This window comes from Neptunicella sp. (assembly GCF_048268085.1).
GTDB lineage: Bacteria > Pseudomonadota > Gammaproteobacteria > Enterobacterales > Alteromonadaceae > Neptunicella.
This window is the reverse complement of the sequence record NZ_JBLWWF010000014.1, coordinates 88,067-113,154: the sequence shown is the minus strand read 5'-3', so window position 1 is coordinate 113,154 and position 25,088 is coordinate 88,067. Positions and strand designations below refer to the sequence as shown.

General features: G+C 44.5%; 21 protein-coding genes. 1 reads left to right on the top strand and 20 read right to left on the bottom strand.

Annotated elements, in window-relative coordinates; genetic code table 11:
- Positions 1-12 precede the first annotated feature (12 nt).
- Both ACTD55_RS12545 and pmbA read right to left on the bottom strand, forming a co-directional pair.
- Positions 13-2,004, bottom strand: a complete 1,992-nt coding sequence (locus tag ACTD55_RS12545; protein ID WP_438864678.1) for a methyl-accepting chemotaxis protein — start codon at positions 2,002-2,004, stop codon at positions 13-15.
- Positions 2,005-2,157: 153 nt separating this feature from the next.
- The gene (pmbA, locus tag ACTD55_RS12540) at positions 2,158-3,489 is read right to left on the bottom strand and encodes a metalloprotease PmbA (protein ID WP_438864677.1); all 1,332 of its coding nucleotides are present in this window, start codon (positions 3,487-3,489) and stop codon (positions 2,158-2,160) included.
- A gap of 64 nt (positions 3,490-3,553) precedes the next feature.
- On the opposite strand from pmbA, the gene yjgA reads away from it, so the two are divergent.
- A complete protein-coding gene (gene yjgA, locus ACTD55_RS12535; RefSeq protein WP_438864676.1) occupies positions 3,554-4,072 on the top strand; it encodes a ribosome biogenesis factor YjgA in 519 nt (172 codons plus the stop codon).
- Positions 4,073-4,168: 96 nt separating this feature from the next.
- Here yjgA and tldD read toward each other — a convergent pair whose 3' ends face one another.
- The 18 genes from tldD to ACTD55_RS12445 all read right to left on the bottom strand — a co-directional run bounded on the left by tldD (position 4,169) and on the right by ACTD55_RS12445 (position 25,087).
- The gene (gene tldD / locus ACTD55_RS12530; RefSeq protein WP_438864675.1) at positions 4,169-5,614 is read right to left on the bottom strand and encodes a metalloprotease TldD; all 1,446 of its coding nucleotides are present in this window, start codon (positions 5,612-5,614) and stop codon (positions 4,169-4,171) included.
- Between the two features lie 30 nt (positions 5,615-5,644).
- The gene (locus ACTD55_RS12525; RefSeq protein ID WP_438864674.1) at positions 5,645-6,454 is read right to left on the bottom strand and encodes a carbon-nitrogen hydrolase family protein; all 810 of its coding nucleotides are present in this window, start codon (positions 6,452-6,454) and stop codon (positions 5,645-5,647) included.
- Positions 6,454-10,311, bottom strand: a complete 3,858-nt coding sequence (locus tag ACTD55_RS12520; RefSeq protein WP_438864673.1) for a YhdP family protein — start codon at positions 10,309-10,311, stop codon at positions 6,454-6,456. Before ACTD55_RS12520 ends, ACTD55_RS12525 begins: the two co-directional genes overlap by 1 nt.
- The gene (rng, locus tag ACTD55_RS12515; protein WP_438864672.1) at positions 10,308-11,774 is read right to left on the bottom strand and encodes a ribonuclease G; all 1,467 of its coding nucleotides are present in this window, start codon (positions 11,772-11,774) and stop codon (positions 10,308-10,310) included. The genes ACTD55_RS12520 and rng overlap by 4 nt, the downstream gene beginning before the upstream one ends.
- A complete protein-coding gene (locus ACTD55_RS12510) occupies positions 11,764-12,360 on the bottom strand; it encodes a Maf family protein (RefSeq protein ID WP_438864671.1) in 597 nt (198 codons plus the stop codon). The genes rng and ACTD55_RS12510 overlap by 11 nt, the downstream gene beginning before the upstream one ends.
- Positions 12,357-12,839, bottom strand: coding sequence for a rod shape-determining protein MreD (mreD, locus tag ACTD55_RS12505; protein ID WP_438864670.1), 483 nt, complete (start codon positions 12,837-12,839; stop codon positions 12,357-12,359). The genes ACTD55_RS12510 and mreD overlap by 4 nt, the downstream gene beginning before the upstream one ends.
- A complete protein-coding gene (gene mreC / locus ACTD55_RS12500; RefSeq protein ID WP_438864669.1) occupies positions 12,829-13,695 on the bottom strand; it encodes a rod shape-determining protein MreC in 867 nt (288 codons plus the stop codon). Before mreC ends, mreD begins: the two co-directional genes overlap by 11 nt.
- Positions 13,696-13,789: 94 nt before the next feature.
- On the bottom strand, positions 13,790-14,833 hold the full coding sequence (locus ACTD55_RS12495; protein ID WP_416307209.1) for a rod shape-determining protein: 1,044 nt from the start codon (positions 14,831-14,833) through the stop codon (positions 13,790-13,792).
- Positions 14,834-15,032: 199 nt separating this feature from the next.
- On the bottom strand, positions 15,033-16,925 hold the full coding sequence (locus tag ACTD55_RS12490; RefSeq protein ID WP_438864668.1) for an SUMF1/EgtB/PvdO family nonheme iron enzyme: 1,893 nt from the start codon (positions 16,923-16,925) through the stop codon (positions 15,033-15,035).
- Between the two features lie 153 nt (positions 16,926-17,078).
- Positions 17,079-19,898, bottom strand: coding sequence for a DUF6701 domain-containing protein (locus ACTD55_RS12485; RefSeq protein ID WP_438864667.1), 2,820 nt, complete (start codon positions 19,896-19,898; stop codon positions 17,079-17,081).
- 3 nt (positions 19,899-19,901) lie between these two features.
- On the bottom strand, positions 19,902-20,330 hold the full coding sequence (locus ACTD55_RS12480) for a type II secretory pathway protein (protein ID WP_438864666.1): 429 nt from the start codon (positions 20,328-20,330) through the stop codon (positions 19,902-19,904).
- The gene (locus ACTD55_RS12475; RefSeq protein ID WP_438864665.1) at positions 20,302-21,111 is read right to left on the bottom strand and encodes a PilW family protein; all 810 of its coding nucleotides are present in this window, start codon (positions 21,109-21,111) and stop codon (positions 20,302-20,304) included. Before ACTD55_RS12475 ends, ACTD55_RS12480 begins: the two co-directional genes overlap by 29 nt.
- Entirely contained in the window at positions 21,111-21,656 is a 546-nt protein-coding gene (locus ACTD55_RS12470; protein WP_438864664.1) for a type IV pilus modification PilV family protein, read from the bottom strand. The genes ACTD55_RS12475 and ACTD55_RS12470 overlap by 1 nt, the downstream gene beginning before the upstream one ends.
- Entirely contained in the window at positions 21,643-22,080 is a 438-nt protein-coding gene (locus ACTD55_RS12465; RefSeq protein ID WP_438864663.1) for a type II secretion system protein, read from the bottom strand. The genes ACTD55_RS12470 and ACTD55_RS12465 overlap by 14 nt, the downstream gene beginning before the upstream one ends.
- Before the next feature lie 31 nt (positions 22,081-22,111).
- Positions 22,112-22,639, bottom strand: a complete 528-nt coding sequence (locus ACTD55_RS12460; RefSeq protein ID WP_438864662.1) for a prepilin-type N-terminal cleavage/methylation domain-containing protein — start codon at positions 22,637-22,639, stop codon at positions 22,112-22,114.
- Between the two features lie 69 nt (positions 22,640-22,708).
- A complete protein-coding gene (locus tag ACTD55_RS12455) occupies positions 22,709-23,299 on the bottom strand; it encodes a prepilin-type N-terminal cleavage/methylation domain-containing protein (protein WP_438864661.1) in 591 nt (196 codons plus the stop codon).
- A gap of 46 nt (positions 23,300-23,345) precedes the next feature.
- Positions 23,346-23,858, bottom strand: a complete 513-nt coding sequence (locus ACTD55_RS12450; protein WP_438864660.1) for a hypothetical protein — start codon at positions 23,856-23,858, stop codon at positions 23,346-23,348.
- On the bottom strand, positions 23,858-25,087 hold the full coding sequence (locus tag ACTD55_RS12445) for a type II secretion system F family protein (RefSeq protein ID WP_438864659.1): 1,230 nt from the start codon (positions 25,085-25,087) through the stop codon (positions 23,858-23,860). Before ACTD55_RS12445 ends, ACTD55_RS12450 begins: the two co-directional genes overlap by 1 nt.
- Between the last annotated feature and the right edge of the window lies 1 nt (position 25,088).

Below are 25,088 nucleotides of genomic sequence, written 5' to 3'. Positions count from 1 at the left end.
GCCGCCTCTGATTTAGGCGGCTTTTTTGTGTGTAACAATAGGGTTTACTTCACGACGCTCAGTCGCGGAGGTAATGTTTAACGAGTCGTTAATCGCTTCAATCTGCAATTTAACATCAATCACAATCTGTGCAGCTAATTCCCCTTCACTACTCACTTGTCGCTGCACTCCATCCATTTGCCGCTCAAATTCCTGACAACACACCGCCTGATGATTTGCCTGTTCTTTTACACTCATCGATAATGCCGACACCACCTCAGCCTGCGACTGCACTTCACCGGCAGTAAACATTAATTGCGTGGCGGCCGTATGTTGCTCCGTACTGGCATCCTGAATTCCGGCAACATGTGATGCCAATTCCTGATTAGACATAGTCAGTTCGCTTAAAATGTCGGTGACGTCACGTAACGAATCCTGAGTACGAATGGATAGCGCCCTGACTTCATCAGCAACCACTGCAAAACCACGACCATGAACCCCGGCGCGGGCAGACTCAATTGCGGCATTAAGCGCCAGTAAATTGGTTTGTTCAGCAATATTACGGATCACGCCCAGAATACTATCCACTTGAGATACCGAGTGAGTTAGTTGCGATAAAGAATCAAGACTACTTTCAACTCTAACTGCGGTTTTCTCATTGGCATCAATCAGTTTGGCGACATTTTGTTTACTGTGAATCATTGCCTGCTCGGTTTGTTGGGCGTTATTTTGTACATCTGTAGACAAGGAATTTAACTGTTCAATCATAGTGGATAACTGACGCAACCGATCCTTGGCTTGGACAACATCAGACTGGGTAACATGAACACTATCGCTGATGCCTATCACTTGCTGCTCCATCACATTCAAAGCTGAAGAAACAATATGTAACTGCTGTTCCCTATCCTGATTTTGTTGTGCCAAACTGTCCAACAATCGGTTGAAATAAATCGCAATTTTAGCCATTTCGTTTTTTCTGCCCGTATTACTCAATGGTCTAAATTCACCGGATTCAACCAGATTTTTAAAACTACTTGCCAATTGGTTTACCGGTTTCAATATTTGTAGTCGTTGACCGATGTAAATAGCAATGGTGATGACGAATAAAAATAAGATAACACCCAGCATAACAAGGCTAACCGACTGATTATTGGCTTGTTGTAGCGCTTTAATCCGGCTCTCCGCTTGTTCCAGATTAATCGTCAGATTGTTTATATCGCTGCGCAGTTCACTAATAATGGCATTGCGCTCAGTCATTAATGTCACTGTATTGTCCAGCTCTTTAGGATAACGCCGAATCAAACTGGCTAACTCAGCAATAATTTCTTCACCCAGATCGTCGTTTTCCACTTCTCCTAAAGTAAATTCATCCTGCGGTGCAGGTTCGCCGAAGATATCCAATAACCGTCGCTGCTCGACCAGTTTAATTTCTTGCTGCATCTGTTCATTTTGCTGTAATAATGCTTCTAGCGTATGACTTTCACCTAATCCGATATAATCCTCTCGAAAATGAGCTAAGCGCAAGATATTGGCAGATAACACTTGGGCACTATTAATCTGTTTAATCGCCACATCCGGATAATTAACTAATCCCTGTATTGCATATTCGGTCAAGCTCTGAGCATAACTGGCCATTTCATTTTCAGCATTAAGCAACAACATCTGTTGATTACCGCTCATTTTACCTAATGCGCGATAGCGAACCTGCAAGTTTTGTTTTAGTTGCGCTATCTGCTGATTAATATCTCCAACAATAGTGGGGTCAAACTCAGCCAAAATAGGTTCTACCTGTTCGACCAGCAACTGTTCCGCTTCCGTTAACGTTACCGTATTCCCGTTACCTAAATACACTTCGATCAAACGTGGGAAAGATACTGTTAGCAAATAACGCACCTGCTGATATTGTTCAATTTTTTGTTGGGTTAAGGTCACGGAGCTGGCTGCCCAATAGATAACCGAAGTAAGAATAACCGTAGTGCTGAGCAAGGTAATCAGGGTACCACGGGCAAAAGTAGATATTTTCATGATGGCCTATACATCTGGCTACCCCAACCTATCAATACATCGATTAACTAGATTAATTGATGTTCTGACCGGCTTTACGGGTGTTGTGCAAGGCCACCAAGTTTATGTAAGTAAGATGACAAGAATATGACATCTTCTGTCCGAGGGTGCTTATCAGGCACCGGCTATCTGCATTTGTTCCACCAATACCGAACCGCACTGGATACTGCCACGAACATCGGTATCGCTGCCAATGGCAACAATATTGGCTAACATTTCTTTTAAATTTGCAGCGATAGTAATTTCTGCCACCGGATACTGGATTTTACCATTTTCAACCCAAAAGCCTGCGGCACCGCGCGAATAATCGCCAGTGACAATATTTACGCCTTGGCCCATTAATTCAGTCACCAATAATCCGGTTCCCATCTTCGCCAGCATTTGCTCAAAATCCAGACCACTATGGCTGACCAGCCAGTTATGGATCCCACCGGCATGGCCATTGGTGACCATGCCCAATTTACGAGCCGAGTAACTGGTCAGCAAATAATGTTGCAACACACCTTGACCAATAATATCCATATCATTGGTTTTAACCCCTTCACTATCAAAAGCCGAGCTGGCTAATCCACCTATTAAATGTGGACGCTCAGCAATATCACACCAGCTTGGCAACACCTGCTTGCCCAGATGGTCGAGTAAAAAACTGGATTGACGATAAAGACTGCCGCCACTAATCGCGCTAACAAAATGACCAAACAGGCCAGCGGAAATCTCGCGATGAAACAATACCGGGCTTTTACGAGTCGAAAGTTTTTGTGCACCCAAGCGCGATAAGGTGAACTCTGCCGCTTCCTTACCTATCTGTTGTGGACTGGCAAGCAGGTCAGCTTGTCGAGCAACGGTATAGCTATAATCACGTTGCATATCCTCGCCTTGCTGACCGATAACAACACAACTTAAGCTATAGCGGCTGCTAGGAAAGCCAACATTCAGACCATGACTATTGCCATACACTTTCACCCCAAGATTGGCGTTATATGATGCGCCATCGGAGTTTACGATACGGGGATCCGCATCCAGCGCAGCGGTTTCTGCTTCGATTGCCATTGTCATTGCCCGTTCAGGATCAAGCTCAGTCGGATAATAAAGCTGCAGATCTTGCGGATTAAATTCCATCAGTTCTCGTTCGGCTAATCCGGAGCAGGGATCTTCACCAGTGAAGCGAGCGATTTCCACCGCTTTGGTCACGGTACTTTTTAACGCAGCGGGGCTCAAATCAGCGGTTGAGGCACTGCCTTTACGCTGGCCGTTATACACCGTAATACCTAACGCACCATCATTAGTGTATTCCAGGGTCTCAACTTCTTTAAGACGAGTGCTGACCGCAATGCCTTGTACATTGGTCATACTGGCTTCTGCTTGACTGGCTCCAAGCTGTTTGGCCAAACTTAGTGCATCATCAATAATGCTTTGAATTTCAGTTAATTTTTGTGGGGCATTCATGAATTCGCCAAGGATAGTAAATAAGAGTTACAATTGCCGTTAGTGTACCACTAAAAAAAGTCGGATGATGGACAACAATTTTGAAGATATAGACTCGCAAGACGAGTTTAAAAGTAAAACTCAGCTCAAGGCCGAGATGGTTGAAGTACAGAAAATTGGCGAAAAGCTAGTTACCCTAACACCGGGAGTCTTAAAAAAGCTCGAGCTGGATGCCGAATTGCTCGATGCAATTATGCTAGCCAAACGGATCAGCGGCACCAAGGAAGGCTGGCGACGTCAATTGCAATTTATCGGCAAGTTAATGCGCAGTCGCGATGTCGCCCCAATCCAATTGGCTTTAGCCAAGATTGAAAATAATCATCAAGAAAACAATAAGAAGTTTCATCAGTTAGAAACATGGCGAGATAAATTGTTACGGGGTGGTGATCATGCCGTGAATGATTTACTGATTGAACAACCCCATTTAGACCGACAAAAGCTGCGCAGTTTAATCCGCCAGGCCGCTAAGCAACAAAAAGAAAACAAGCCCCCTAAAGCGGCACGAGAGATTTTTCAGTATCTTAAGGAAAATGTGAAGAGTTAAGAAAATAGCGTCATGTGGCGACCTTTAAGCCACCTGCCCAAAGATTGCATCCCCGCTAACAACCAGCGGGGATACACAGATAATTCCCAAGAACTGTTAAGCCGTTCCACCTACGGTAAGTTCGTCAATTTTTAGACTGGGCTGACCGACACCAACGGGAACGCTTTGGCCATCCTTACCGCACACACCAACGCCTTTGTCCAACGCGACATCATTACCAATCATGGATATTTTTTGCATCGCCTGTGGGCCATTACCAATTAAAGTGGCACCTTTAACTGGTGTGGTAATCTTGCCGTTTTCTATTAAATAGGCTTCCGAAGTAGAAAAAACAAATTTACCTGAGGTGATATCCACCTGACCACCACCAAAATTAGGCGCGTAAATACCTTTTTTAATCGTTGCGATAATCTCGTCCCGCTCATAGTCTCCACCCAACATATATGTGTTGGTCATACGTGGCATAGGTAAATGAGCATAAGATTCACGTCGGCCATTACCCGTGGGAGGAACCGACATCAGGCGCGCATTGAGTTTGTCCTGCATGTAATTTTTTAAAATGCCATCTTCAATCAATACATTGTATTGGCTAGGTGTACCTTCATCATCCACGGTTAACGAACCACGGCGATTAACTAAGGTTCCATCATCTACCACGGTACAACCTTTAGCGGCTACCTGTTGTCCTATACGACCACTAAAATTAGAGGCACCCTTACGATTAAAATCGCCTTCCAGGCCATGTCCAACCGCTTCATGTAGCAACACTCCCGGCCAACCATTGCCTAATACCACAGGCATCAAGCCGGCAGGTGCATCGATGGCTTCAAGATTTATTCTGGCCATGTGCAAGGCTTCATCGGCTAGTTGTTGAAAACGAGGTACCCCTTCATCCAGTTCATAAAAATAGCCATAACCAAAACGTCCACCCATACCCGAACTGCCCCGCTCACGTCGGCCATTACGTTCAATCAGAATGGAACAATTTAAGCGAATTAACGGGCGTATATCAGTGGCAAAGGTACCATCCGTGCCGGCTACTAAAATTTCTTCATAGACCCCGCTCAGGCTAACAATCACCTGCGAGATCCCTACTTCCTGTTCACGGATATAACGATCAACCGATTGTAGCAAGCCAATTTTCTCCTGCTCGGTTAAACCCAGTAATGGATTGTTGCTATCGTACAGGGGCTTATTTGACTGGGCTTTAAATGCTTGTACTGAATGGTTACCTCCACTGGCGGCAATACTGCGTGCGGCCTTTGCGGCATCATTTAATGCGAGTGGCGAAATTTGATCGGAATAAGCAAAACCGGTTTTTTCACCACTAACGGCACGAACCCCGACACCACGTTCAATATTAAAACTGCCATCTTTGATAATGCCATCTTCCAGCACCCAAGTTTCATGCTGACCAGACTGAAAATACAAGTCGGCAAAATCAGTATCATGCTGATAAATCAGTCCCAATGCCTGTTCCAAATCACTGCGTTGCAATTCTGCTTGGGTTAATAAATTGGTTTCTACCGAGTTCAACGGCATTACTCCTTAAATAGGGATAACATGTATAGACTAGAGGGAATCAAACTGTCCGGGATTAAGCGGCATCTTGGCCCGAATATTTTTAATATAATCCAAGTCGATTGAACTGATCACCAGCCCTTCGCCCTCTGTTTTTTCGGCTAATAACTCTCCCCAAGGGGAAAGAATTTGTGAATGACCGTAAGTTTGGCGGCCATTGGCATGAGTACCCGTTTGATTGGCCGCCACCATATAGCTCTGTAACTCAATACTGCGTGCTTTTAATAATGCATGCCAGTGTGCCGCGCCTGTCACATGTGTAAAGGCACTAGGCAATACCACTACATCAACCTTGCCCATGGCCTGGAATAAGTTTGGAAAACGCAAGTCAAAACAGACCGCCACACCAACTCGGCCAAAAGGCGAATCAAATACCACCACATTGTGCCCAGCTTGAGTATATTTGGACTCATGGTAACTGCGCGTGTTGTCATTGACTTCAACATCAAATAAGTGGATTTTCTGATACTCACTGACAAATTGCCCTTGATCATCAAAAATCAGTGTTGACGCACTATATTTATCCGCATTTTCTGTGTTTAACGGCATGGTTCCGGCCACAATCCAAACGCCGTACTGTTTTGCCAACCGTGATATTTGCTGTTGAATTGGCCCCTGATGTAAAGGTTCTGCAATATTCAGCAGGGATTTATCGGAACCACCAAAACAGACAAAACACTCTGGTAACACCAATAATAATGGCTCGGTTAATTCTAACTGGCTTAAGTATTTTTCCACTGTGGCAAGGTTTTCTTCAACGTTGATAGTGGAATTCATTTGTAATGCGGCCACAGCAACCATTAACCCACCCCTTTATCGTTATCAATAGAGTCCGGTATTGGCGCAGGTAAAATCAATTCTGGCTCTTCACCTTTGTCAGGCAGTGTATTCTTGGCGGGTAGCATAATTTCACGGCTATCCCGGCCAAGTTCCTTAAGTTGCGGCTCATCTAGAGTACCGGTCAATGAAAAATCAATACTCGACACCACTTTGGCCGAAGAAATCATTTCATCCAATGCCAGGGCGGCAATGGCCGTTGCCGGATTGACCATCCATGCCACAATGACTGGTAAACTAGAAGTAATTTTAGGGGTAAATGCAATCCGATAATTTAACTGTTTAGTGGGTAAATCGGTATAGCCTTTAAGCTGCATCTCGCCCGCAGCACCATCAATATTCGAGTCGTTAGTATTCACCCGGCCATTATTAACCAAAAAAGTGCCGGTCATTTTGTCGTAGAAAAAACCTTTGGTGAATACATCTCTAAAATCCAGTCGCAATTTACGCAGCAGGGAATCCAGACTCAGTATCGAAAATATTCGCGCCCCTTTATCACTCACCTCGGTTAGATAACCATCTCCCAATCGCCAGTCCACTTTGCCATTTAAGCTGGCATAATTGAATTGCTGAGGTGCACCTTGCCAGCTCAAATCAAACTTGATATTGGCATCTGAGTCACGGATCCCCGAATTGAGTTCATAATCCTTGAGCAAATCACCAAAATCCTCACTATTGAAATCGCCCGATAGTGCCGTAATTTGGTTGCCTTGCGCATTATACCATTTGCCTGTGGCTTGCAGACGGGAATCATCTTTATGCAAACTTAACTGATCAATTTGCACCCCGTTAGAGATACGTGAAAGAGATAAGTCGACCTTACCCAAATCATATTGCTGATAGCGACAACGCTGACATCGGAAACGTAATGGTGGAAACTGGCTAAGATCGGGCTGACTAAAGGTATTCGTTCCCTGTGTTTTTATTTCTTTCCAGTCGACCAAATTAATATAATCAGCGTCAATATCTACCCCTTTGCCTAACCAGTCATGATTAAGGGTAATATCCATTTTCAGCTCATGAGCCATGACATCAATCAGCCAATCTTCATTCTGAAGTTTTACCGTCGCAGCCACTTTATGGAATTGTTGCCCTAATGCGACAAGCTCCCCGGTATTAATAAAAATACGCTCCGGCTGGCCTAATACTGGCTTACCAGTGAGCGTGGGAGCCTGGTTAATCAGGCTATGCAATGCGGCATACCAGTGATCAAAATCAATACTGGGCAAATCGGCTGAGATACTGAAACCAACACCCATAGTCATAACCGGTTGAGTGCCAATGGCCAAATGGGCGCGGGAAAAACGTTTTTCCTGATGAGGTAAAATGCCGTCAAAATGCACTTGTTTACCAAGCGTGGCGTTGACCGTAGAAGCCAGTTGATCACCTTCAACTGTCAGACTAAAGGGTAACTTTTGGGTTGCCTGTTTACCAAAGGGAGCAGGTAACGTCGATGCCAGATTGGGTAATTCAGAATCGAGCTGAAAGTGATAGTCAAAACCTTGTTCCGGTATTGTCAAAGCCAGTGTCGCCTGCCAATCAGCAATGCCATTAATATAGTTGGCCAGCCCCGGATAAAACTCAGTTAACAATGCATCACTATCCCAATGCCCCGTCATTGCTACATTAGTCAAATAACCATCTGCCAGATCCTGTCCGTCCAGATCCAATAAAATGTCCTGTCCGGCTAATGTGGCGCGGATCCCCGTCGCCTGAATATGAGCGTTCTCAAAACGTATCTGACCGTTCAGTTTATCAAAAGCCAAATCCAGACTATCGAAATACACCGGGGTATTCACTAAATCCACTTTGCCGCTAGCGACCACTTCTTCATCAGTAAAGGGAATATGTAAATGAATAGTAGTTTGTAACGGTCCGGATAGCTGAATTTCCTGTAGTGCCTTGCCCACGCTATCGGCCAGACCGCCTTTTAACATCATGGCGCTGACTTGTTCCGCGGCAGCTTGAGTGGCAATATCGATACTCAACAATCCATCTGCAGCCAACACCGGAATATCCGCAGCTAATGACTGCATCGGCACATCCATTAGACGTCCTTGCTGGCTGGACATCCACAAGCCTTGGTTTTCAAACAATAAATTTAACTGTAATTGCTGCAGATTTGGCCAGTCGCTATCAAAGTCAAATTCCGCCCCATCGATATCGACATTAGCTTGAAAAATACCTTGCTGATGCTCAAAAGGATAATCGCTGGTTGAGCCATTCCAGATAATATCCGCGCCCTGCATTGTTCCACTGACTAAGGCTTGATTCAGATAACGATAGGTATTTTCCCCCATCAACGATTCCGGGAATAACTGTCTCACCTCAGAGACTGGCATTGGTGCAATATGGGAGCTAATTGATAACCAGTCATCCTTACTTTGGTAGGCAAAGCTAAGATTGAAATTAAGCGATGAACTGGCAAAAGTTATTTCAGGGGCATCCAGTTCAATGCCTTGTTCTGAACTATTTATAAACGCTTGTGCGGTGAATTGTTGGTAAGCTTGAGGGTGTCCCAGTAACTGGGTCGATTCAAGTTGACCATCCTGACCATGAATAACCAATTGCCCTTGGTGATACTGCCAGTTAAACCCGAGTTGTATATCTTGCAATCCCGGGATATTTCCCCACTCCTGCGTCGTAATCTGGGCTAAATCCAGCTTGGCTTTTACCCCCTGCTCATCCACATATAGTGCCGCTTGTGTCACAACGCCTTGAGGAGACAAATGTTGCAAAGCGCTGGCGATACCGCTATCCGTTAATACTGCCACTGCTGGTGAGAAAGGTGCGATCGGAATATCGTGCAAATTCAAGGTTAAATTGCGATTTTCATCCAGATAACCGGTAGCAGAGAGTATGGCATGGGTATTGTCACCGCTACGTGCACTAGTCGAAAACTGCAGGTCATTAAGATTAATTAACCAGCCATCAGTATGAGCTCGGGCGGTTAAATAGCCCCCTTGTAAATTAATTGAAGTCTGTTGTTGGTCATCCCAGCCAAACTGGCTATCGCCTAATTGACCGAGTACATCGACGACTTTGGAATTCTGAATGTCGGCCCATAATTTAAAATTGACCCGATTTTGTTTAAAAGGGGTATCACCGGGCACCACTTGCTTGATCCATGGTGATAAATCCAGATCTTGCGCATCCGCATAAAAAGTGCCATTTAATTCACTGTTTTTACCGAACAGATCCAACACAAAACTGGCCGAATTACTGGTTAAATCGGCGACTTTCATTTGTCCAACGCCTTGGTGACGCTCACCTTGGTTAATCCAGCCCAAGCGTTGAATGGAAATTTCCTGACTATCCTGTTGATTAATAATCGTTAAACTACTGTCAATTACAGAAAAACGCTGTAATTGTTCCAAGAACAGATTGCGCAACGCTGTGACTATAGGAAAGTCGGTACTATCCGTGGACGTTTGATTGGCATCGATGACCATATTTAAACCAATCAAATTAAAACGTTTGGATACGAGTTGACGAGCGCGAACACTGGCCCAAAAGTCCACATCGATCTGGGTTTTATCGATAGTCAGGTGGATTGGGGACTTTTCTCCATTGATTAGCTGAATATTATTAATTTCCAAAACCGGTCCGACACCGCGCCAGCCAGCATCAATATGACCGATTTTAACCTCAGTACCGTATTGGGTAGAGATCCAGTCAGCTATGGTGTGTTTTTGTCCTTCAAGATAAGGGAGTGAATAACGTAGCAGACTAATAGACACAGCTAAAATGACGATCAGCACGGCGCTGATCATCCATAATTTTCTTAACAAATAGCCGACATAAAAGCCTACTGGCTTCACATCATCACCACGTCGTAATTCTCCTGACTATAAAGTAACTCGGCATGCACTTTAATTTGTTTGCTAACAAACACTTCAAGCTCTGCCAGCATATGAGATTCATCGCCCAACAACGCATCAGCAACCGCCGGGGACGCATAGACAACAAATTTATCCGCAGCGTATGCGCGATTAACCCTTACAATTTCACGCATTATCTCAAAACAAACAGTTTCTACTGTTTTAACAAAACCACGGCCCTTACATACTGGACAACCACCACAGAGGATATGTTCCAAACTTTCTCGGGTTCTTTTACGCGTCATCTCCACTAAACCCAAGCTGGTAAAGCCATGGATATTGGTTTTAGCGCGATCTTTAGATAAAGCCAACTCGAAGCTATGCAATACTCGGCGCTTGTGATCTTCATCAACCATATCGATGAAATCGACAATAATAATCCCGCCTAAATTGCGTAAACGCAGTTGGCGAGCGATGGCCAAAGTGGCTTCACTATTGGTATTAAAAATAGTTTCTTCCAGGTTTCGATGTCCCACTGACGCACCGGTATTAATATCAATAGTGGTCATGGCTTCGGTTTGATCGATAATCAAATAACCGCCTGATTTTAGATCGACGCGCTTTTCTAATGCACGTTGCACTTCATTTTCCACATCAAACAAATCGAAAATGGGACGGTCACCACGATAATGCTCCAACAACTTGCTCAGCTCTGGCACATAGTCTTTAGTAAATTTTTGCAATTCGGCTAAGGTCAGTTTTGAATCAACCCGAATCCTGTCCAGCTGAGCGCCAACAAAATCCCGTAAAATACGGCTGGTCAGGGTTAAGTCTTCATGCAATACGTTTGTCTTGCGACTTTTTTTACGTTCCTGGATTTTTTTCCATAAACGCCGTAAAAATTCCGCATCCTGCTTTAACTCGGCTTCCCCAACACCTTCGGCGGCGGTACGTAAAATAAAACCACCGTCCTCGGTATTAAATTTTTCGACAATATTCTTGAGTCGGAGCCGTTCGGCTTCATCATCAATTCGCTGTGAGACTCCAACATGAGCGACACCAGGCATAAACACTAAATAGCGTGCAGGGATGGTAATATCGGTGGTCAATCGTGCACCTTTGGTACCAATCGGATCCTTAATCACTTGCACCACAATTTGCTGACCATCACGCACCAACTCTTTAATATCGGGTTGCTGGAACTGGCTACTATCCACTTCATCAGCCAGTTCGCTGCGCACTACAATATCAGCGGCATGTAAAAACGCGGCTTTATCCAGACCAATATCCACGAAAGCCGCTTGCATTCCGGGCAATACCCGACTGACTTTACCCAAGTAAATATTGCCCACCAAACCTCGTTTGGTATGCCTCTCGACATGAATCTCTTGCAAAATACCGTTTTCAATCAAGGCGACGCGAGATTCTGAGGGGGTGACATTAATAATTAATTCAGCACTCATAACACTTAACTCCCGCTGCGCTTAATAATTCAGCCGTCTCATACAACGGTAGTCCAACTACAGCGCTATAACTGCCCGCGATATGAGTAACAAATTGACCGGCTAATCCCTGAATGGCGTAACTACCCGCTTTATCGCGCGGTTCCTGGCTATCCCAATACCAATCCATTTCTTGCTGTGACAAGGTTTTAAAACGCACCTGTGTTTCCACTAAAGCGCTTGTTAAGCCATTGTGTGCAAACAATGCAACCGCCGTCAGAACTTTATGCTCGCGGCCTGATAACAGCTTAAGCATGCGCATAGCATCTTCTCTATCCTGAGGCTTACCCAAAATAGCTTGATCTACCACCACGCAGGTATCTGCCCCCAACACCGGTTTAGTTATTGAGGATTGTTCAGTACTTAATTGAGATTGGTTTAGCTGACCTTTTTGCGCTTTACCAACGGCCATTCTAAGCGTGTAATCTTGAGGATCTTCGCCTTTAACAGGCTGCTCATCAATTTGAGCATCTACTAATTCAAACTTAACCGCCAACTGCTTAAGCAATTCAGCTCTGCGTGGAGACTGGGACGCAAGCAGGATCATTCTACACTCAATTGACGGCGGGTTTTACGCAACAGCATAAATACCCATGGCCAGAAAAACATGCTGGTAACCACAGGCCATAAATAATCAAACAAGAAATAAATATCGGTCAACAAATGTTGTAGCCAGAATACCACTAAATGAAATAGCGACGACATTACGCCCATAATTAACGCTTGCTGCCAAACCGAATAATTACGTAAACGCTGATAATTAGCCGCCAGAATAAAGATAACCAAACTCATGGCAAAGCAATGGATACCAAGGGTTGTACCCAGCAAAATATCCATAAACAGGCCATACAAAAAGGCAATCCCAACATTCACCCGGGTGGGTAGAGCTAACGTCCAATAAGATAACACCAGTAATACCCAGTCTGGACGAAACTTATCCACCAGAATCGGTAATGGCATAATTTGCAACATTAAGGCGGCCATGATGCTCATAAAAATGGCATAGTTTCTAAACTTAAGGCTCATCCTTTTCTCCCTTTTTTACGACCGGCTCGCTGGGAGAATCCGTTGGCCAGAGCAATAACAAATATTTTATCCGATCCAACTCAGCCACAGGTGTGGCAATAATAGTGGCAAATGGCTGGCTTTCGTCATGGTCAATTTTACTGACTTTGGCCACTGGATAACCTTCAGGAAAAACATGCCCCAATCCAGAAGAAAATAATAAATCACCCACTACAATGTCAGTGCTATGTGGCACATGATTAAGGATTAACGCATTAAGTTGCCCCGAGCCCGAAGCAATCGCCCGCACGTCGTTACGCGCTACCCGAACCGGAATCGCATGTGTAAAATCTGAAATCAGTAAAACACGGCTATTGGTGCTTGCCACGTGTAATACCTGTCCCACCACACCATTATCGTCCAGCACCGGCTGGCCTTCGTACACACCGTCAATAGCCCCTTTGTTAATGACAATTTGGTGACTAAAGGGGTCGTTATCCACCGCCATCAATTCAGCCACCATTTTACGGACATCTTTACGTACTGGAGAGCCTAACAATGCTCGCAAACGTTCATTTTCGTCTTCAAGTAAATTGAAACGTTGCAGCGCTTCGCTCATTAGCATGTGCTGTGATTTTAAACGGCTATTTTCTGCCAGCAGTTTTTGTTGGGAAGTGACACGTTGTGACGTCCAGTTTAATAATTCACCGGGCACATTAGCGATATACTGCAGAGGACTAACCAGCGAGCTAAGATACATTCTGACCGAACTAAACCCGTCCAGACGCAAGTCTACCGCCATCAATACAATCGACATGATAAGAGCAAGATAGAGTCTGCTTTGTAAGGAAGGACCGCGAGCAAAAAGGCTATTCATCGGGTGTTACATCTTCATTTTCGTCACACTCACCGCAGTCAGTGTGACGTATTTTTGGTTGTGACTTTCTGGCGACCATAGCCGCCCTGTAAACTTATTCGTAACTGAACAGATCACCGCCATGTAGATCAATCATTTCAAGTGCTTTACCACCGCCTCGAGCCACACATGTTAGTGGATCATCGGCAACTACAACCGGAATTCCGGTTTCTTCCATTAATAAACGATCTAAATCTTTAAGCAATGCACCACCACCGGTTAACACCATACCGCGTTCGGAAATATCCGACGCCAGTTCGGGAGGAGATTGCTCCAGCGCCACCATCACCGCAGACACGATTCCGGTCAATGGTTCTTGCAAGGCTTCCAGGATTTCATTGCTATTGAGGGTAAAACCTCTGGGTACGCCTTCGGCCAAGTTACGGCCGCGCACTTCGATTTCCATGACTTCTTCACCAGGGTAGGCGGCACCAATTTCATGTTTAATCCGCTCAGCAGTGGCTTCACCAATCAATGAACCAAAATTACGACGAATATAGTTGATAATCGCTTCATCAAATTTATCCCCACCAATCCGCACTGATGAAGAATATACAACCCCATTCAATGAGATAATCGCGACTTCGGTCGTACCACCACCAATATCCACCACCATCGAGCCTGTTGCTTCGGAGACCGGTAAACCGGAGCCGATAGCCGCAGCCATGGGTTCATCAATTAGATAAACTTCGCGCGCTCCCGCACCTAATGCAGATTCCCGAATGGCACGACGCTCCACTTGCGTTGAACCACAAGGGACACACACCAATACACGAGGACTGGGACGCAAAAAATTATTATCATGCACTTGCTTGATAAAGTGCTGTAACATTTTCTCTGTCACATGGAAGTCAGCGATAACACCGTCTTTCATGGGACGAATCGCTTTAATGTTGCCGGGGGTTCGTCCCAACATTTGTTTGGCCTCATGACCAACTGCAGCAACACTTTTAGGGCCACCGGCCCGTTCTTGACGAATAGCCACAACTGATGGCTCATTCAATACAATTCCCTGATCTTTAACGTAGATCAGCGTATTAGCCGTTCCCAAATCGATAGATAAATCATTGGAAAACATACCGCGAAGCTTTTTGAACATGGAAACAATCTGTCCTGTTAGTGATATTTCATTACAACGTCAACTGTACCAACGCCCCTAGAACAGGGCAATAGACAGGATAAACATAGACGAAAAACGCGTATTTAAACAGTATATTAAAGTTTATATTTACGCGCTCTTCAGACAATCATTTTAACTACCGATCCCGGCATGCCGGGAGAAGGAGTATCAGAGTCAACTACTTTTGCTGTTCTCTCAATACTCGGAAACCAATATAGTTGGAACGGAAAGCCGGATCCATTTCCATTCGGGTTGATACCCGCGCCAATCTGGGTGCAAAATCCCAGGCACCACCGCGCACTACAGCACCACTTTGAGAGTTAGTACTGGTTGTCCACTCCCAAACGTTACCGGCAGTATCATATAATCCAAATCCATTACGCTTGAATGAAGCGACAGGAGCACTACTTACATTTGACCATTGGCTTCCACACCAGCCACAATTCGCATTATCAATGCCAATGCTGTCACCCCACCAAAAATCACTTTCTTTACCTGCACGAGCGGCATATTCCCACTCAACTTCAGTAGGTAAACGATAGGTGTTACCACTTTTTTCAGTTAACCAATTCACGTACGCCTGTGCATCTTGCATGCTTAAACAGACAGCAGGGTGGGTATCATTTTGAGTAAACCCGGGAGTACGCCAATTCAGCTGCTCACGCCAGATAGGCTCACCACCTTCGTAATAAGCACATCCACGATCTTTTTCAGCGTCAGTTACATAGCTGGTTTGCTCTACAAACTTTTTGAAATCGGCAACGGTGATTTCGGTTTCACTGATTCCGTAGGATTCAATAATCTCTTTGGTCACGACAGGTCGCTCATTTGCAAGCCCAACTCCGCTTAAGTCTCCCATCCGAAATGAACCGGCAGAGACCACAACCAGATTAGGCCCGGCAATATCACCGGCTAACATGTCCTGAATTTTTTCGCCTTTGTTGAAAGCATATTGAGTTCGTTCTAACTCAACTTTTAAAGTAGTACTTTGCGTCATGTCCAAGGTTTGTACATGCGACTGATAACCACGTTTAACCACTTCCACTTCATGTGGGCCAGCTGGCAACATGATTTGTAATTTAGTAGAACCGTAGCTCACACCATCAATAAAGACTTCATCATCATACACATTGGAGCGCAATGTCAGTTCATACATAACAGATTCATCCGTGTTCACACCGGATACCTGGGTAATCTGTTGCTCAACCACTTCGCTGGTAGGCTCTTGCCCTTTTTGGCTAACGCAATAACGGCGATCCAGTCCTAGCAAGGCACAACCTTCGTTACGTTTTAGCGTACCCTTGATTTCGACTGCCATGCTAACCGAGAAATCACCCAAGCCACTGAAGCTGTTATTGGTTACTTCACTACGAATAATCTGTACATAGCCATCGGAATATGGACGATGTTGTTTAGCTTCAACTGATTCCGTCAAGCCTTCATAGACTTCATCCAAAAAGCGTTTAGACGCTTTCTGCTTGGCCATATTTTTACCGCGCTCCATACATTTAGCGATAGTTTCTTCGCGGTCACAAGTTAATTGATGACTGACTAATACGGTATCCTGACGCCCAAACTCACGATATAAACGATCGACACGGGCAGTATTGTATTGCTCTTTTAAGCCTTCCAGTTTGTTCAACAAACTGTGCTTGGCCAAACGAATATGTTCAACCTTATTTAATTGAGTTTGCCAATCATTATATTTTTTGGTGATGGCGTCTTTGTTATCTTTATGCGCTTTAACAGCGGCAGAATAGGCTTGTCTGGCAGAATCAATATTTAAGGAAGGATCTTCGACTAGTTTTTCATAGGCCTGATTCATTTCATTCAATGCCCGCAGTCTGTCCTGTTCAAGAGCTGCACTACGATTACGTAGCTTACCTAACTCTTGTTCCAGTGCGCGAGAGGCATTGATTTCAACATCTAAATTCTTGTTATAGTTATCAAATTCAGATTGCTTTTGCTCTATTTGCTGTTCAATTTCCGCTACGCTTAAATTAGCAGATACAGCAAATCCCGAGCAGGTTAAAAGTGTTACGGCCACGGCCAAGTGTACTAATCGATTCATTATTCCATTCCAACTTTTGCGCTAAAGCAAACTACTTTATTGTTTTTATGGTTTGCTGCCCATGGACGCTGACCCGGGTACAACAATACCGCCTATGCTATTGAGTTGTCGAGAAAAGCGCAAGTATCGCTCATAACTATTATGACTAACAACTTAATTAAATACTTCGCGCCAATTAATGATCCGGTCATTACCCCGATATTGTCCAAAGGTGATAATCGCAGATGGCGGTTGAATAGTACCATCTCCGTCCCAGTCAAAAAACAAATAATCGGGCTGCTCCAGTAATAAGGGAAATTCCAGCTGATTCCCCTCTCCGGGTGACGCAATGGTTATACTATCGGACAAGCTTGTTGATTTACCAGCAGAAAATGTCCCTGAACCACTTCTTGTCGGAATATCGGTCGGTTCATATTGCGAATGCACCTCATCCAACTGCGTATCAGCGGCATCAAATACAGTACAACTGTCATCCGTATTGATTGCCCACTTGGCACTGTCGTTATAATACTGAGTCATCATTGATAAGCTTAAAGGCTCGGTTTCTGGACCGTACGCGTTTTCCATCACTAGTCGACCATAGCGCATATTAGCCCCATCAATATTTTTAATACTAAATATTTGGCAATCGGCAACTTTATCGGGAGCATAATCGGTTTCATAACACACACCGTCACTGTCCGTGAGATAAGCTGCACTAAAATCAATTTGTATTCGACCTTCAAAGGGAATACTTGGCATGGCAAGTTTGGGATAAGTGATACCAATAGGTGCCATAGTGGTATCGTCAACCGGTTTGATAAATACGTCAAGGTCGCCCACACTGCTTTGCTGGCTGTTTACCACACTAGGATCAACCTCCGGCATTTCACTAAAAGTAGAGGTATCGGCAAAAACAATGTCGCCAGCCTCGACATTATCCGGTGTCAGCTTTTGTACCCCATCAATATAATTTTGGATATTTTCCCCTAATGCATTTTTAGCGACGATAGTCAGCATGGGATGGTCATCCAGTTCAACCCGTTGCCCGGTATAACTAAATTGGTTCGCGTCACTAGTACAAGTATTGATTAATTTTGGGCTGTTTGAACTGACTCCCAAATAAGCCGGAGTAAAGCGGCCTATGGAGGCAACATTATTGGCCGCGACGGTTTGACCGAAATAATTATCATCAATCATTTGCAAATCAATACTGCCCGCTTCGCTGTAATAAGCCTGCAAGTCAACTGATTGGCCTAAGTTCATATTAAACAAGCTATTCGTCACCAGACTATAGGTTGTTTCACCGTTATTCACCGAAGCAACGAAAGACTCGCCGGTCACTTGTGTATTAGAAAAAACCAACTGCCCTTGGCGACCCGCATCAGGCGTTATTTTATGCACTAAGGCTTTTAATTGTGAGGGCTGATAATTTGGCGTTATAACCCCTTGTGCTCCGATTGCCAGCATCGATAAACCAAAATTAATCCCGGCAACATTGACCGCTTGAATATCGGCCACCACTTTTAAGGTTGGCACTACCACAAACTCATTACTGCTGCCTGACGCAAGATCAGCACTATCTTTAACGAGTAATTTAATTTTACCTGCATCATCATAGCGCAGTGTATTGGCAGGGATCACTGCCTGACCATTAGTATTAAACGTCAGTCCGCTATTGATAAAACTCTGTGGATTATTGATTGTACTCCCACCGAGTTGAAGCATATTACTGTTACAACTGGCGGGCTGGCTGCAGCCTATCGCCACTTGTAACGTTTTACCGGACAAATTAGCCGCACAACTCGCATCAGCATTATTACTGACGACAATGTCTGTTGCCATTAACTGTTGGGAGGCCTGGTTAGGAATATTAGTGACAGTATTAGTCGTACCCCACGATACGCTCAACCCACCTTCAACAAACTCAACTTGGCAAGTATTTTGACTGCCATTAACAATACATGTTAAGGCTGACGAGGGGCTTGGGTTCGCATTATTAATACCTAATAACACTTGACCAGAGGTGCTCTTTGACAGATTTACCGAGGTACTTCCGGTAAAGCTCAAATTACTATTCGATAGCGTGCCACTGCTGTGCGTGAGCGTTAACGATGTCTGTTGATTAACCAAACTACTACAACTGTTATTGGCGCACGCTGATATTTGCACGGAAGATTGGCCACATGTATATCCCGTACCAGCAAAACTTAATTGATAGTGATCAACCGCGATTGAAGGTGTGCATGGACCGGAGTTAGGCCCATCAGGCCCATCCAGATCACACTGTTTATCATCATCTATACCGTTGCCATTATCATTTACCTGATTGGCATTCACATAACCGGTGACGGTGCCATTATTATTGACACTACCAGTGGCATTAATATTGCCATCAATGACCGTATTATTGCCGTTGATATTGATATTGTTCGTTTTAATATTGCCGGTTACCGTAACATTATTACCGACGTTAATATTTTGTGCGGTCAAGTTACCAGTAATATTAGCGTTGCCATCAATATTTATTGTCGAAGCAGTAATATTACCGATAACGGTACTGTTATTGCCTAAGTTAAGATTGCCCGAAACCACAATATTGCCGGTCATCGTGGCATTATTATCATTGTTGACCGAGTTTACCGAACCTGAAACCGTTAAGTTAGCATTGATAATAGCGTTGTTCCCCGGGTTTAAATTTCCGGCGACAACAATGTTCATATCCGATGCTTGCCCACCGGCATTAACTTCAAAACCATTACCGAAAGTAAAATCACCGCTAATATTCAATCGGATCGGCTGTTTCAACACAATACTGTCTTTATTGCCAAAAATCAGATTACCGCTGCAATTAACATCACTACCACTAACACTGCAATAACCTCCGGGTAACTTGGACGCACCTGAAGGAAGGGTATATTTGGCTGCCCAACTTAAGGGGGTAACAATGCTGCACAGCAACAATATTAATGTTATGCGAAAAAAATAACCCATGCTTTAGTCTATCACTTCAAGTTTAATAGTACGGCTTGTCTTAACCTCACCCACCTCGCAAGTACCGGTGCTGGAAAAGGTAAACAACAATCGATTACCACTACTCATAGTATAACTTTTCACCCCGCAACTGCGGCTGTAGCCACAATTTTCCAAACCGGGGATATTGCTAAAGGTTTTGGAAGTAACATCGCATTGCGTGATATCAGCCGGACCAGTATGGGGGAAGACCTTTAATAATTGATCTTCCAAGCCGCTGTGAGCGGCCATTTTGGCGCGCAAACCATACACTTCAGCCACCACAGCCTCAGCAGAGTTACTTAACATTGATGACATCGCCAAACCCATAACGCTCATTACAATAATGATAAACACACTCATCACCAGCATACTGCCGCGTTGTTTAAGGGGCATTAACAATATGGATTTCATTACTCAACTCCACCCTTTCGTCATCTTTACCAAGCTGAAGCAGCACACGCACATAACCGTTACGCGCTAAACTGGCATTGGCCACGCTAAAAGGCTGCTCCGCGGGTATACCGATATCATTTTGCAAATTATCCGCCATCAGGACTCCACTGCCCAGATCTGATATTAACAAAGATTGATTAGTTAAATACCCGTAGTCCTGATAACGCCATAATTGTCCTGAGCGTAAACAGTAACTCACAGGTTGATTAATAATATACAAGCGCCGAGCGGGTGAATGTCCGGCAAAACTGAAACTACTCGCCAAGGTAATGGTCGTTAACGCCGGCTGCGGATCACTTGGTGGTATGGCGCTAATTAACGCTCTTTTTTGTTGGTTGCTGTCATAAACGTCAGCAACAGATACAGGATAAACCAAGGCATATACTGGTGTGTCCGGAATGTAGTCGGCCGGGTAGATTGCCCTAATACTGGTACTGGCATCGGGAAATACTGGTAATTCATCATAATAGGTGCTGCTATTAGTCTGCACAAACTCGATGCATTGCACAGAACTAGCGTTATCTATCACCCTTACGCTATTCGGAACGGCAGCACGTAATTCCCGGTTTAAACGTTCCACCACAAAACGACTGGAAGATAACAACGAATCCCGGCTGGTAACATCATTAAAAATTTGTGTACCAAAACGCAAAAAACTGGTCACCCCTGTAGCGACTATCGCCAAAATAACCATGACCATAATCAGTTCAATTAAGGTAAAACCACGTACGCGCTTCATCAGTAATTAGACCGAAAAGTAGTAAAACTAATATCGTCGTTATTAGGTGTGGTAACGGTAACCCGAATCAACTTATTATTGCGCACCACGTTATCGTCGATACCATCTCGGTTTCTATCGTAAAACACCTTCACTCGCAGGCTAAATCCACGATAACGATCCGCCAAACTCTGTCCTTGCGAGTCTGCGATCACCACCAAATCATTGTAGTCATCTACATCATTAAATTGCTCGCGGGTCTCATACACTCCAGCACTAATTAAATCCGGCCCGAGTTGAGCGACTGGGGTACATGTACTCGTTTCGCAATGCAAATACCCCCCCGTCCGGTCTGACTGTTGGTCAAAGGATTTGGCGATAATTTCATTTAGCAAAGACTGAGCTAACTCTGTGGCTTTCACCTGATAAATTGGCTCAACGCTACGACTGGACTGGGGCAAAATAGTACTCATCACCAGCACTAACGCCAGGCTAAACAGGATGATGCCAATGACAAGTTCAATCAGATTAAAGCCCTGCTGATGAAAGGGCCTATTGGCAGGCATGAACATAGCCTTCAGTTTCAATACAGACTTTCGCGGTCACGCTATCGCTTAAAGATATTTGGCATCTGGTAGGGCAGATACGCTGATTAATCACATTGACCGGCTGACCTAAACCATTGAAACCGATGACATTAAGGCCATCGGTCACACTGAGGGTCAGTTCAGAACCAACCTGCTGTTGCAGGTTTAAACTATACGGCGCGCCACTATCGGCAAAGTGACTGGTATCTTGCATTGCTTGTTGCTGAACTTGTTGCAACGCCGACACCAGTTGTTTTTGCACAACATATTCGTTAATGCCACGGCCATCCTGAAAGCGACTGACCGCTACCACCGATAAGATGCCTAAAATTATGACCACCACAATCAGCTCAATTAGGGTAAAGCCATAACCGGTCGGTAACGCAAAAACACGAGCTTTCAAACCAATTACCTAGTCATGATCCCACCGATAATTAACAACCGGTAGTAACCGATCCAATCACCGGAGGAGTGCTGCTGGTGGCTTCAATATAATATGCGTAACAAGTGCCAGGATCCGTACCAGCAGTCGGAGAAGCTAATGTAGTAGGGTAAACAAACACCACTGGATTCGCCGTCATCGTACCTACCGCCCCTTCCAAACCTGATGCGTCATCATCCTGAGCAATCGTAAAATCAGCACTATTTATATCCAACAGCGCGACCCAATCCGTAGTAGCATCGGCACCTAAATACAGAAAATCAATATCGGCAGCGGCAAGTGAACCCCCATCATAAGTCACTGCCATATCCTGTTCATCAGCGTTGGTAATACCCTTAACTAATGCTTTGGCATGCACTACTGAATTAATAGTATTCAACGATGCTCTTACTCCTTCGATGGTGGCGCCACGGGCGTCTTCTTGAAGATCAATAAATTTCGGCGCTGCAGTGACCGCCAAAATACCCAAAATCACGATCACTATAATCAATTCTATTAATGTAAATCCACGTTGTTGCATTGTTACATACCTCAGTTATCTAAAAATTATCCTTCAAATTTATAGTGTAAACATCCTGCTTACACCGTTTTATTCGTTGTTACTGAAAAAGAACACCTGACCGATTCGCGGATCATAATAAAATCCATTACCAACACTATTATCGCTCGGCTCAACTTGCAGATTTTTAATGGTGCGGGTTAGGTAGTAATAACACAGGTCATTGCCTCCTGCGGCACCACCGGCAATCACTTTGGTAAAGTAGCGAATGTTGTCAAAAGGTTTAGCGTTCCAATTCGTGCTAATAGTGGGAGCGCTTTGCATAATCAGGCTAAAAATCGCCTGGCAGTCATTATTATCAATACTGGTATCTTCAGTATTATTGGTCGTTAAGCCGGTTGGATAACCGGTATTTTTATCCACGCCAATTTCAATTCCATCCACAACAACATTGGTCACGTTACTGGACTGATTTTCTTTTGGTCGACCATCGATTTCCCATTGGGCGCGAACCAATCCTACTCCGGTGGCAAATCCGCCCATCACGCCTTCCACGGTCGCATCTTCGGCCTGTTCGGTGACATCCAGCATCAAAGGTAAGGCGGTAGCGGCTAAAATCCCTACCAATACAACAACAATCACCATCTCGATTAGCGTAAAACCAGTCTGTTTAGATTGCATTGTCTTTGCTCCCACTTTTGTTCTTAGTTGATTATCTAACATATTGTTATACATTAGTTTTTAGTACTTTACCGGTATAAATTTGATAGTCAAAATAAGGTCCGGTAGGTAAGCGATAACGACACATGGACTGCAATGCATCATCATCATTTTGCACCCCATCAAAATAATCTGCGATCACATGAAAGTTATTCACCGTCATGGGCACATCCAAAACCGCTCGCCATAATTGTTCGCAGCCTTGTCGATTAGGTGTGGCCTTCGGCCAACCTAAATGACTCATGGGTATCGGAGATCGATTCACCTCTTTACCTTCGGCGTTATATTGCACCAATAATACGCGTGGTGGATTGCCTTCGGCCTGCCATTGCCAGTGAGCATTGACGACACTTTTAGCAAAACTGTCCGCCAGTTTGCCCATCGCCAATTTTTTTAGATCCGGTTCACTACGATAAAAATAACTGACCAAGCTCCCCATAACGATAAGCACTAAAAGCACCACCACGATATTGGAAAATAACGAGCGTAGATTTTCATCCGCAGCTTCATTTTTGTTCATCACTTGCCCTTATACGCATTGGCCATATCCCACATGGGGGTGAAAATCCCCAGCGCCAGAATCAGCACCATAATAGCCACAATCACAATTAAGATGGGCTCAATTCGGGCAGTCAGGTTTTTAATATCGTAATCCACTTCTCGTTCGTAATAATCCGCCACATCGGTCAGCATTTCATCCACTTGGCCAGTTTCTTCACCCACACCAAACATTTGCAATACTAAAGGTGTAAATAAACCGCTGCTATGTGAAGCTCTTAATAGGCTATCGCCTTTTTCTATATCGCGGCGCATACCAATAATCTGTTTGGCCATAAAACGGTTATCCACGGCATCGGCCACCAGATTCAGCGCAGTAGTCAATGGCACGCCGGAACGTAACATCATCGCGAAACTGCGAGAAAAGCGCGCCAATAATGAACGCTCGATGATATTACCTATCAACGGCATGCTGACTTTTAACTTATCCCAGCGATAAGCACCTTGCTCGGTTTTGAGATAATGACGAGTCCCGAAGACAGCAATGAGCACTCCCGCCAATAAGTATGGCCATTTCTGCACAAAAAAGGTCGAGCTGGCAATTAATACTTGTGTCATTAAGGGTAGATCAGCGCCCAATTTTTTAAACATTTGCGCAAAAATGGGGATCACAAAAATATTCAATATCACAATCGCGACCAACACAGCAATAATGACAAAACTGGGATAACGGGTAGCGGCTTTAATTTGCTTACGGGTTTCCTGCTCACTTTCCAAATATTTAGATAGTTGTAAAAACACTTCATCTAACTTACCGGTGTTTTCTCCCACATGGATAACACTGACAAATAACTGGCTAAACACTTTGGGATAACCGTGCATCGCACTGGATAATGTGCGGCCTCTTTCTAATTGCTCGCTAATCCCCCTTAAGGTAACTTGCAGTCTTTTAGAGGTGGTCGTTTCGGCTAACCCGCCAATGGCGCGTAAAATAGGAATACCCGACTTGGTTAAGGAATACATTTGCCGAGAAAAAATAGCCAGTTCGTCCAGACTTACCCGGCGATCCCACAGCGACCACTGAATATCTCGACTCTTGGCACTGCCATGCTCTGATTTTAAATTGATATTGATTGGAATAACCTGACGACGAATTAAAATATCGGCAGCCGCAGACTGATCAATGGCCTCGACTTCCCCCTGATTTAATCCGCCATTCTGATCTCTGCCAGTGTAGATAAATATAGCCATG

What these genes read in the sequence shown, in the direction of transcription:
- ACTD55_RS12545 (WP_438864678.1), bottom strand. Translation starts at nt 2,004, where the DNA reads ATGAAAATATCTACTTTTGCCCGTGGTACCCTGATTACCTTGCTCAGC.
- pmbA (WP_438864677.1), bottom strand. Translation starts at nt 3,489, where the DNA reads ATGAATGCCCCACAAAAATTAACTGAAATTCAAAGCATTATTGATGAT.
- yjgA (WP_438864676.1), top strand. Translation starts at nt 3,554, where the DNA reads ATGATGGACAACAATTTTGAAGATATAGACTCGCAAGACGAGTTTAAA.
- tldD (WP_438864675.1), bottom strand. Translation starts at nt 5,614, where the DNA reads ATGCCGTTGAACTCGGTAGAAACCAATTTATTAACCCAAGCAGAATTG.
- ACTD55_RS12525 (WP_438864674.1), bottom strand. Translation starts at nt 6,454, where the DNA reads ATGGTTGCTGTGGCCGCATTACAAATGAATTCCACTATCAACGTTGAA.
- rng (WP_438864672.1), bottom strand. Translation starts at nt 11,774, where the DNA reads ATGAGTGCTGAATTAATTATTAATGTCACCCCCTCAGAATCTCGCGTC.
- ACTD55_RS12510 (WP_438864671.1), bottom strand. Translation starts at nt 12,360, where the DNA reads ATGATCCTGCTTGCGTCCCAGTCTCCACGCAGAGCTGAATTGCTTAAG.
- mreD (WP_438864670.1), bottom strand. Translation starts at nt 12,839, where the DNA reads ATGAGCCTTAAGTTTAGAAACTATGCCATTTTTATGAGCATCATGGCC.
- mreC (WP_438864669.1), bottom strand. Translation starts at nt 13,695, where the DNA reads ATGAATAGCCTTTTTGCTCGCGGTCCTTCCTTACAAAGCAGACTCTAT.
- ACTD55_RS12495 (WP_416307209.1), bottom strand. Translation starts at nt 14,833, where the DNA reads ATGTTCAAAAAGCTTCGCGGTATGTTTTCCAATGATTTATCTATCGAT.
- ACTD55_RS12490 (WP_438864668.1), bottom strand. Translation starts at nt 16,925, where the DNA reads ATGAATCGATTAGTACACTTGGCCGTGGCCGTAACACTTTTAACCTGC.
- ACTD55_RS12485 (WP_438864667.1), bottom strand. Translation starts at nt 19,898, where the DNA reads ATGGGTTATTTTTTTCGCATAACATTAATATTGTTGCTGTGCAGCATT.
- ACTD55_RS12480 (WP_438864666.1), bottom strand. Translation starts at nt 20,330, where the DNA reads ATGAAATCCATATTGTTAATGCCCCTTAAACAACGCGGCAGTATGCTG.
- ACTD55_RS12475 (WP_438864665.1), bottom strand. Translation starts at nt 21,111, where the DNA reads ATGAAGCGCGTACGTGGTTTTACCTTAATTGAACTGATTATGGTCATG.
- ACTD55_RS12470 (WP_438864664.1), bottom strand. Translation starts at nt 21,656, where the DNA reads ATGCCTGCCAATAGGCCCTTTCATCAGCAGGGCTTTAATCTGATTGAA.
- ACTD55_RS12460 (WP_438864662.1), bottom strand. Translation starts at nt 22,639, where the DNA reads ATGCAACAACGTGGATTTACATTAATAGAATTGATTATAGTGATCGTG.
- ACTD55_RS12455 (WP_438864661.1), bottom strand. Translation starts at nt 23,299, where the DNA reads ATGCAATCTAAACAGACTGGTTTTACGCTAATCGAGATGGTGATTGTT.
- ACTD55_RS12450 (WP_438864660.1), bottom strand. Translation starts at nt 23,858, where the DNA reads ATGAACAAAAATGAAGCTGCGGATGAAAATCTACGCTCGTTATTTTCC.
- ACTD55_RS12445 (WP_438864659.1), bottom strand. Translation starts at nt 25,087, where the DNA reads ATGGCTATATTTATCTACACTGGCAGAGATCAGAATGGCGGATTAAAT.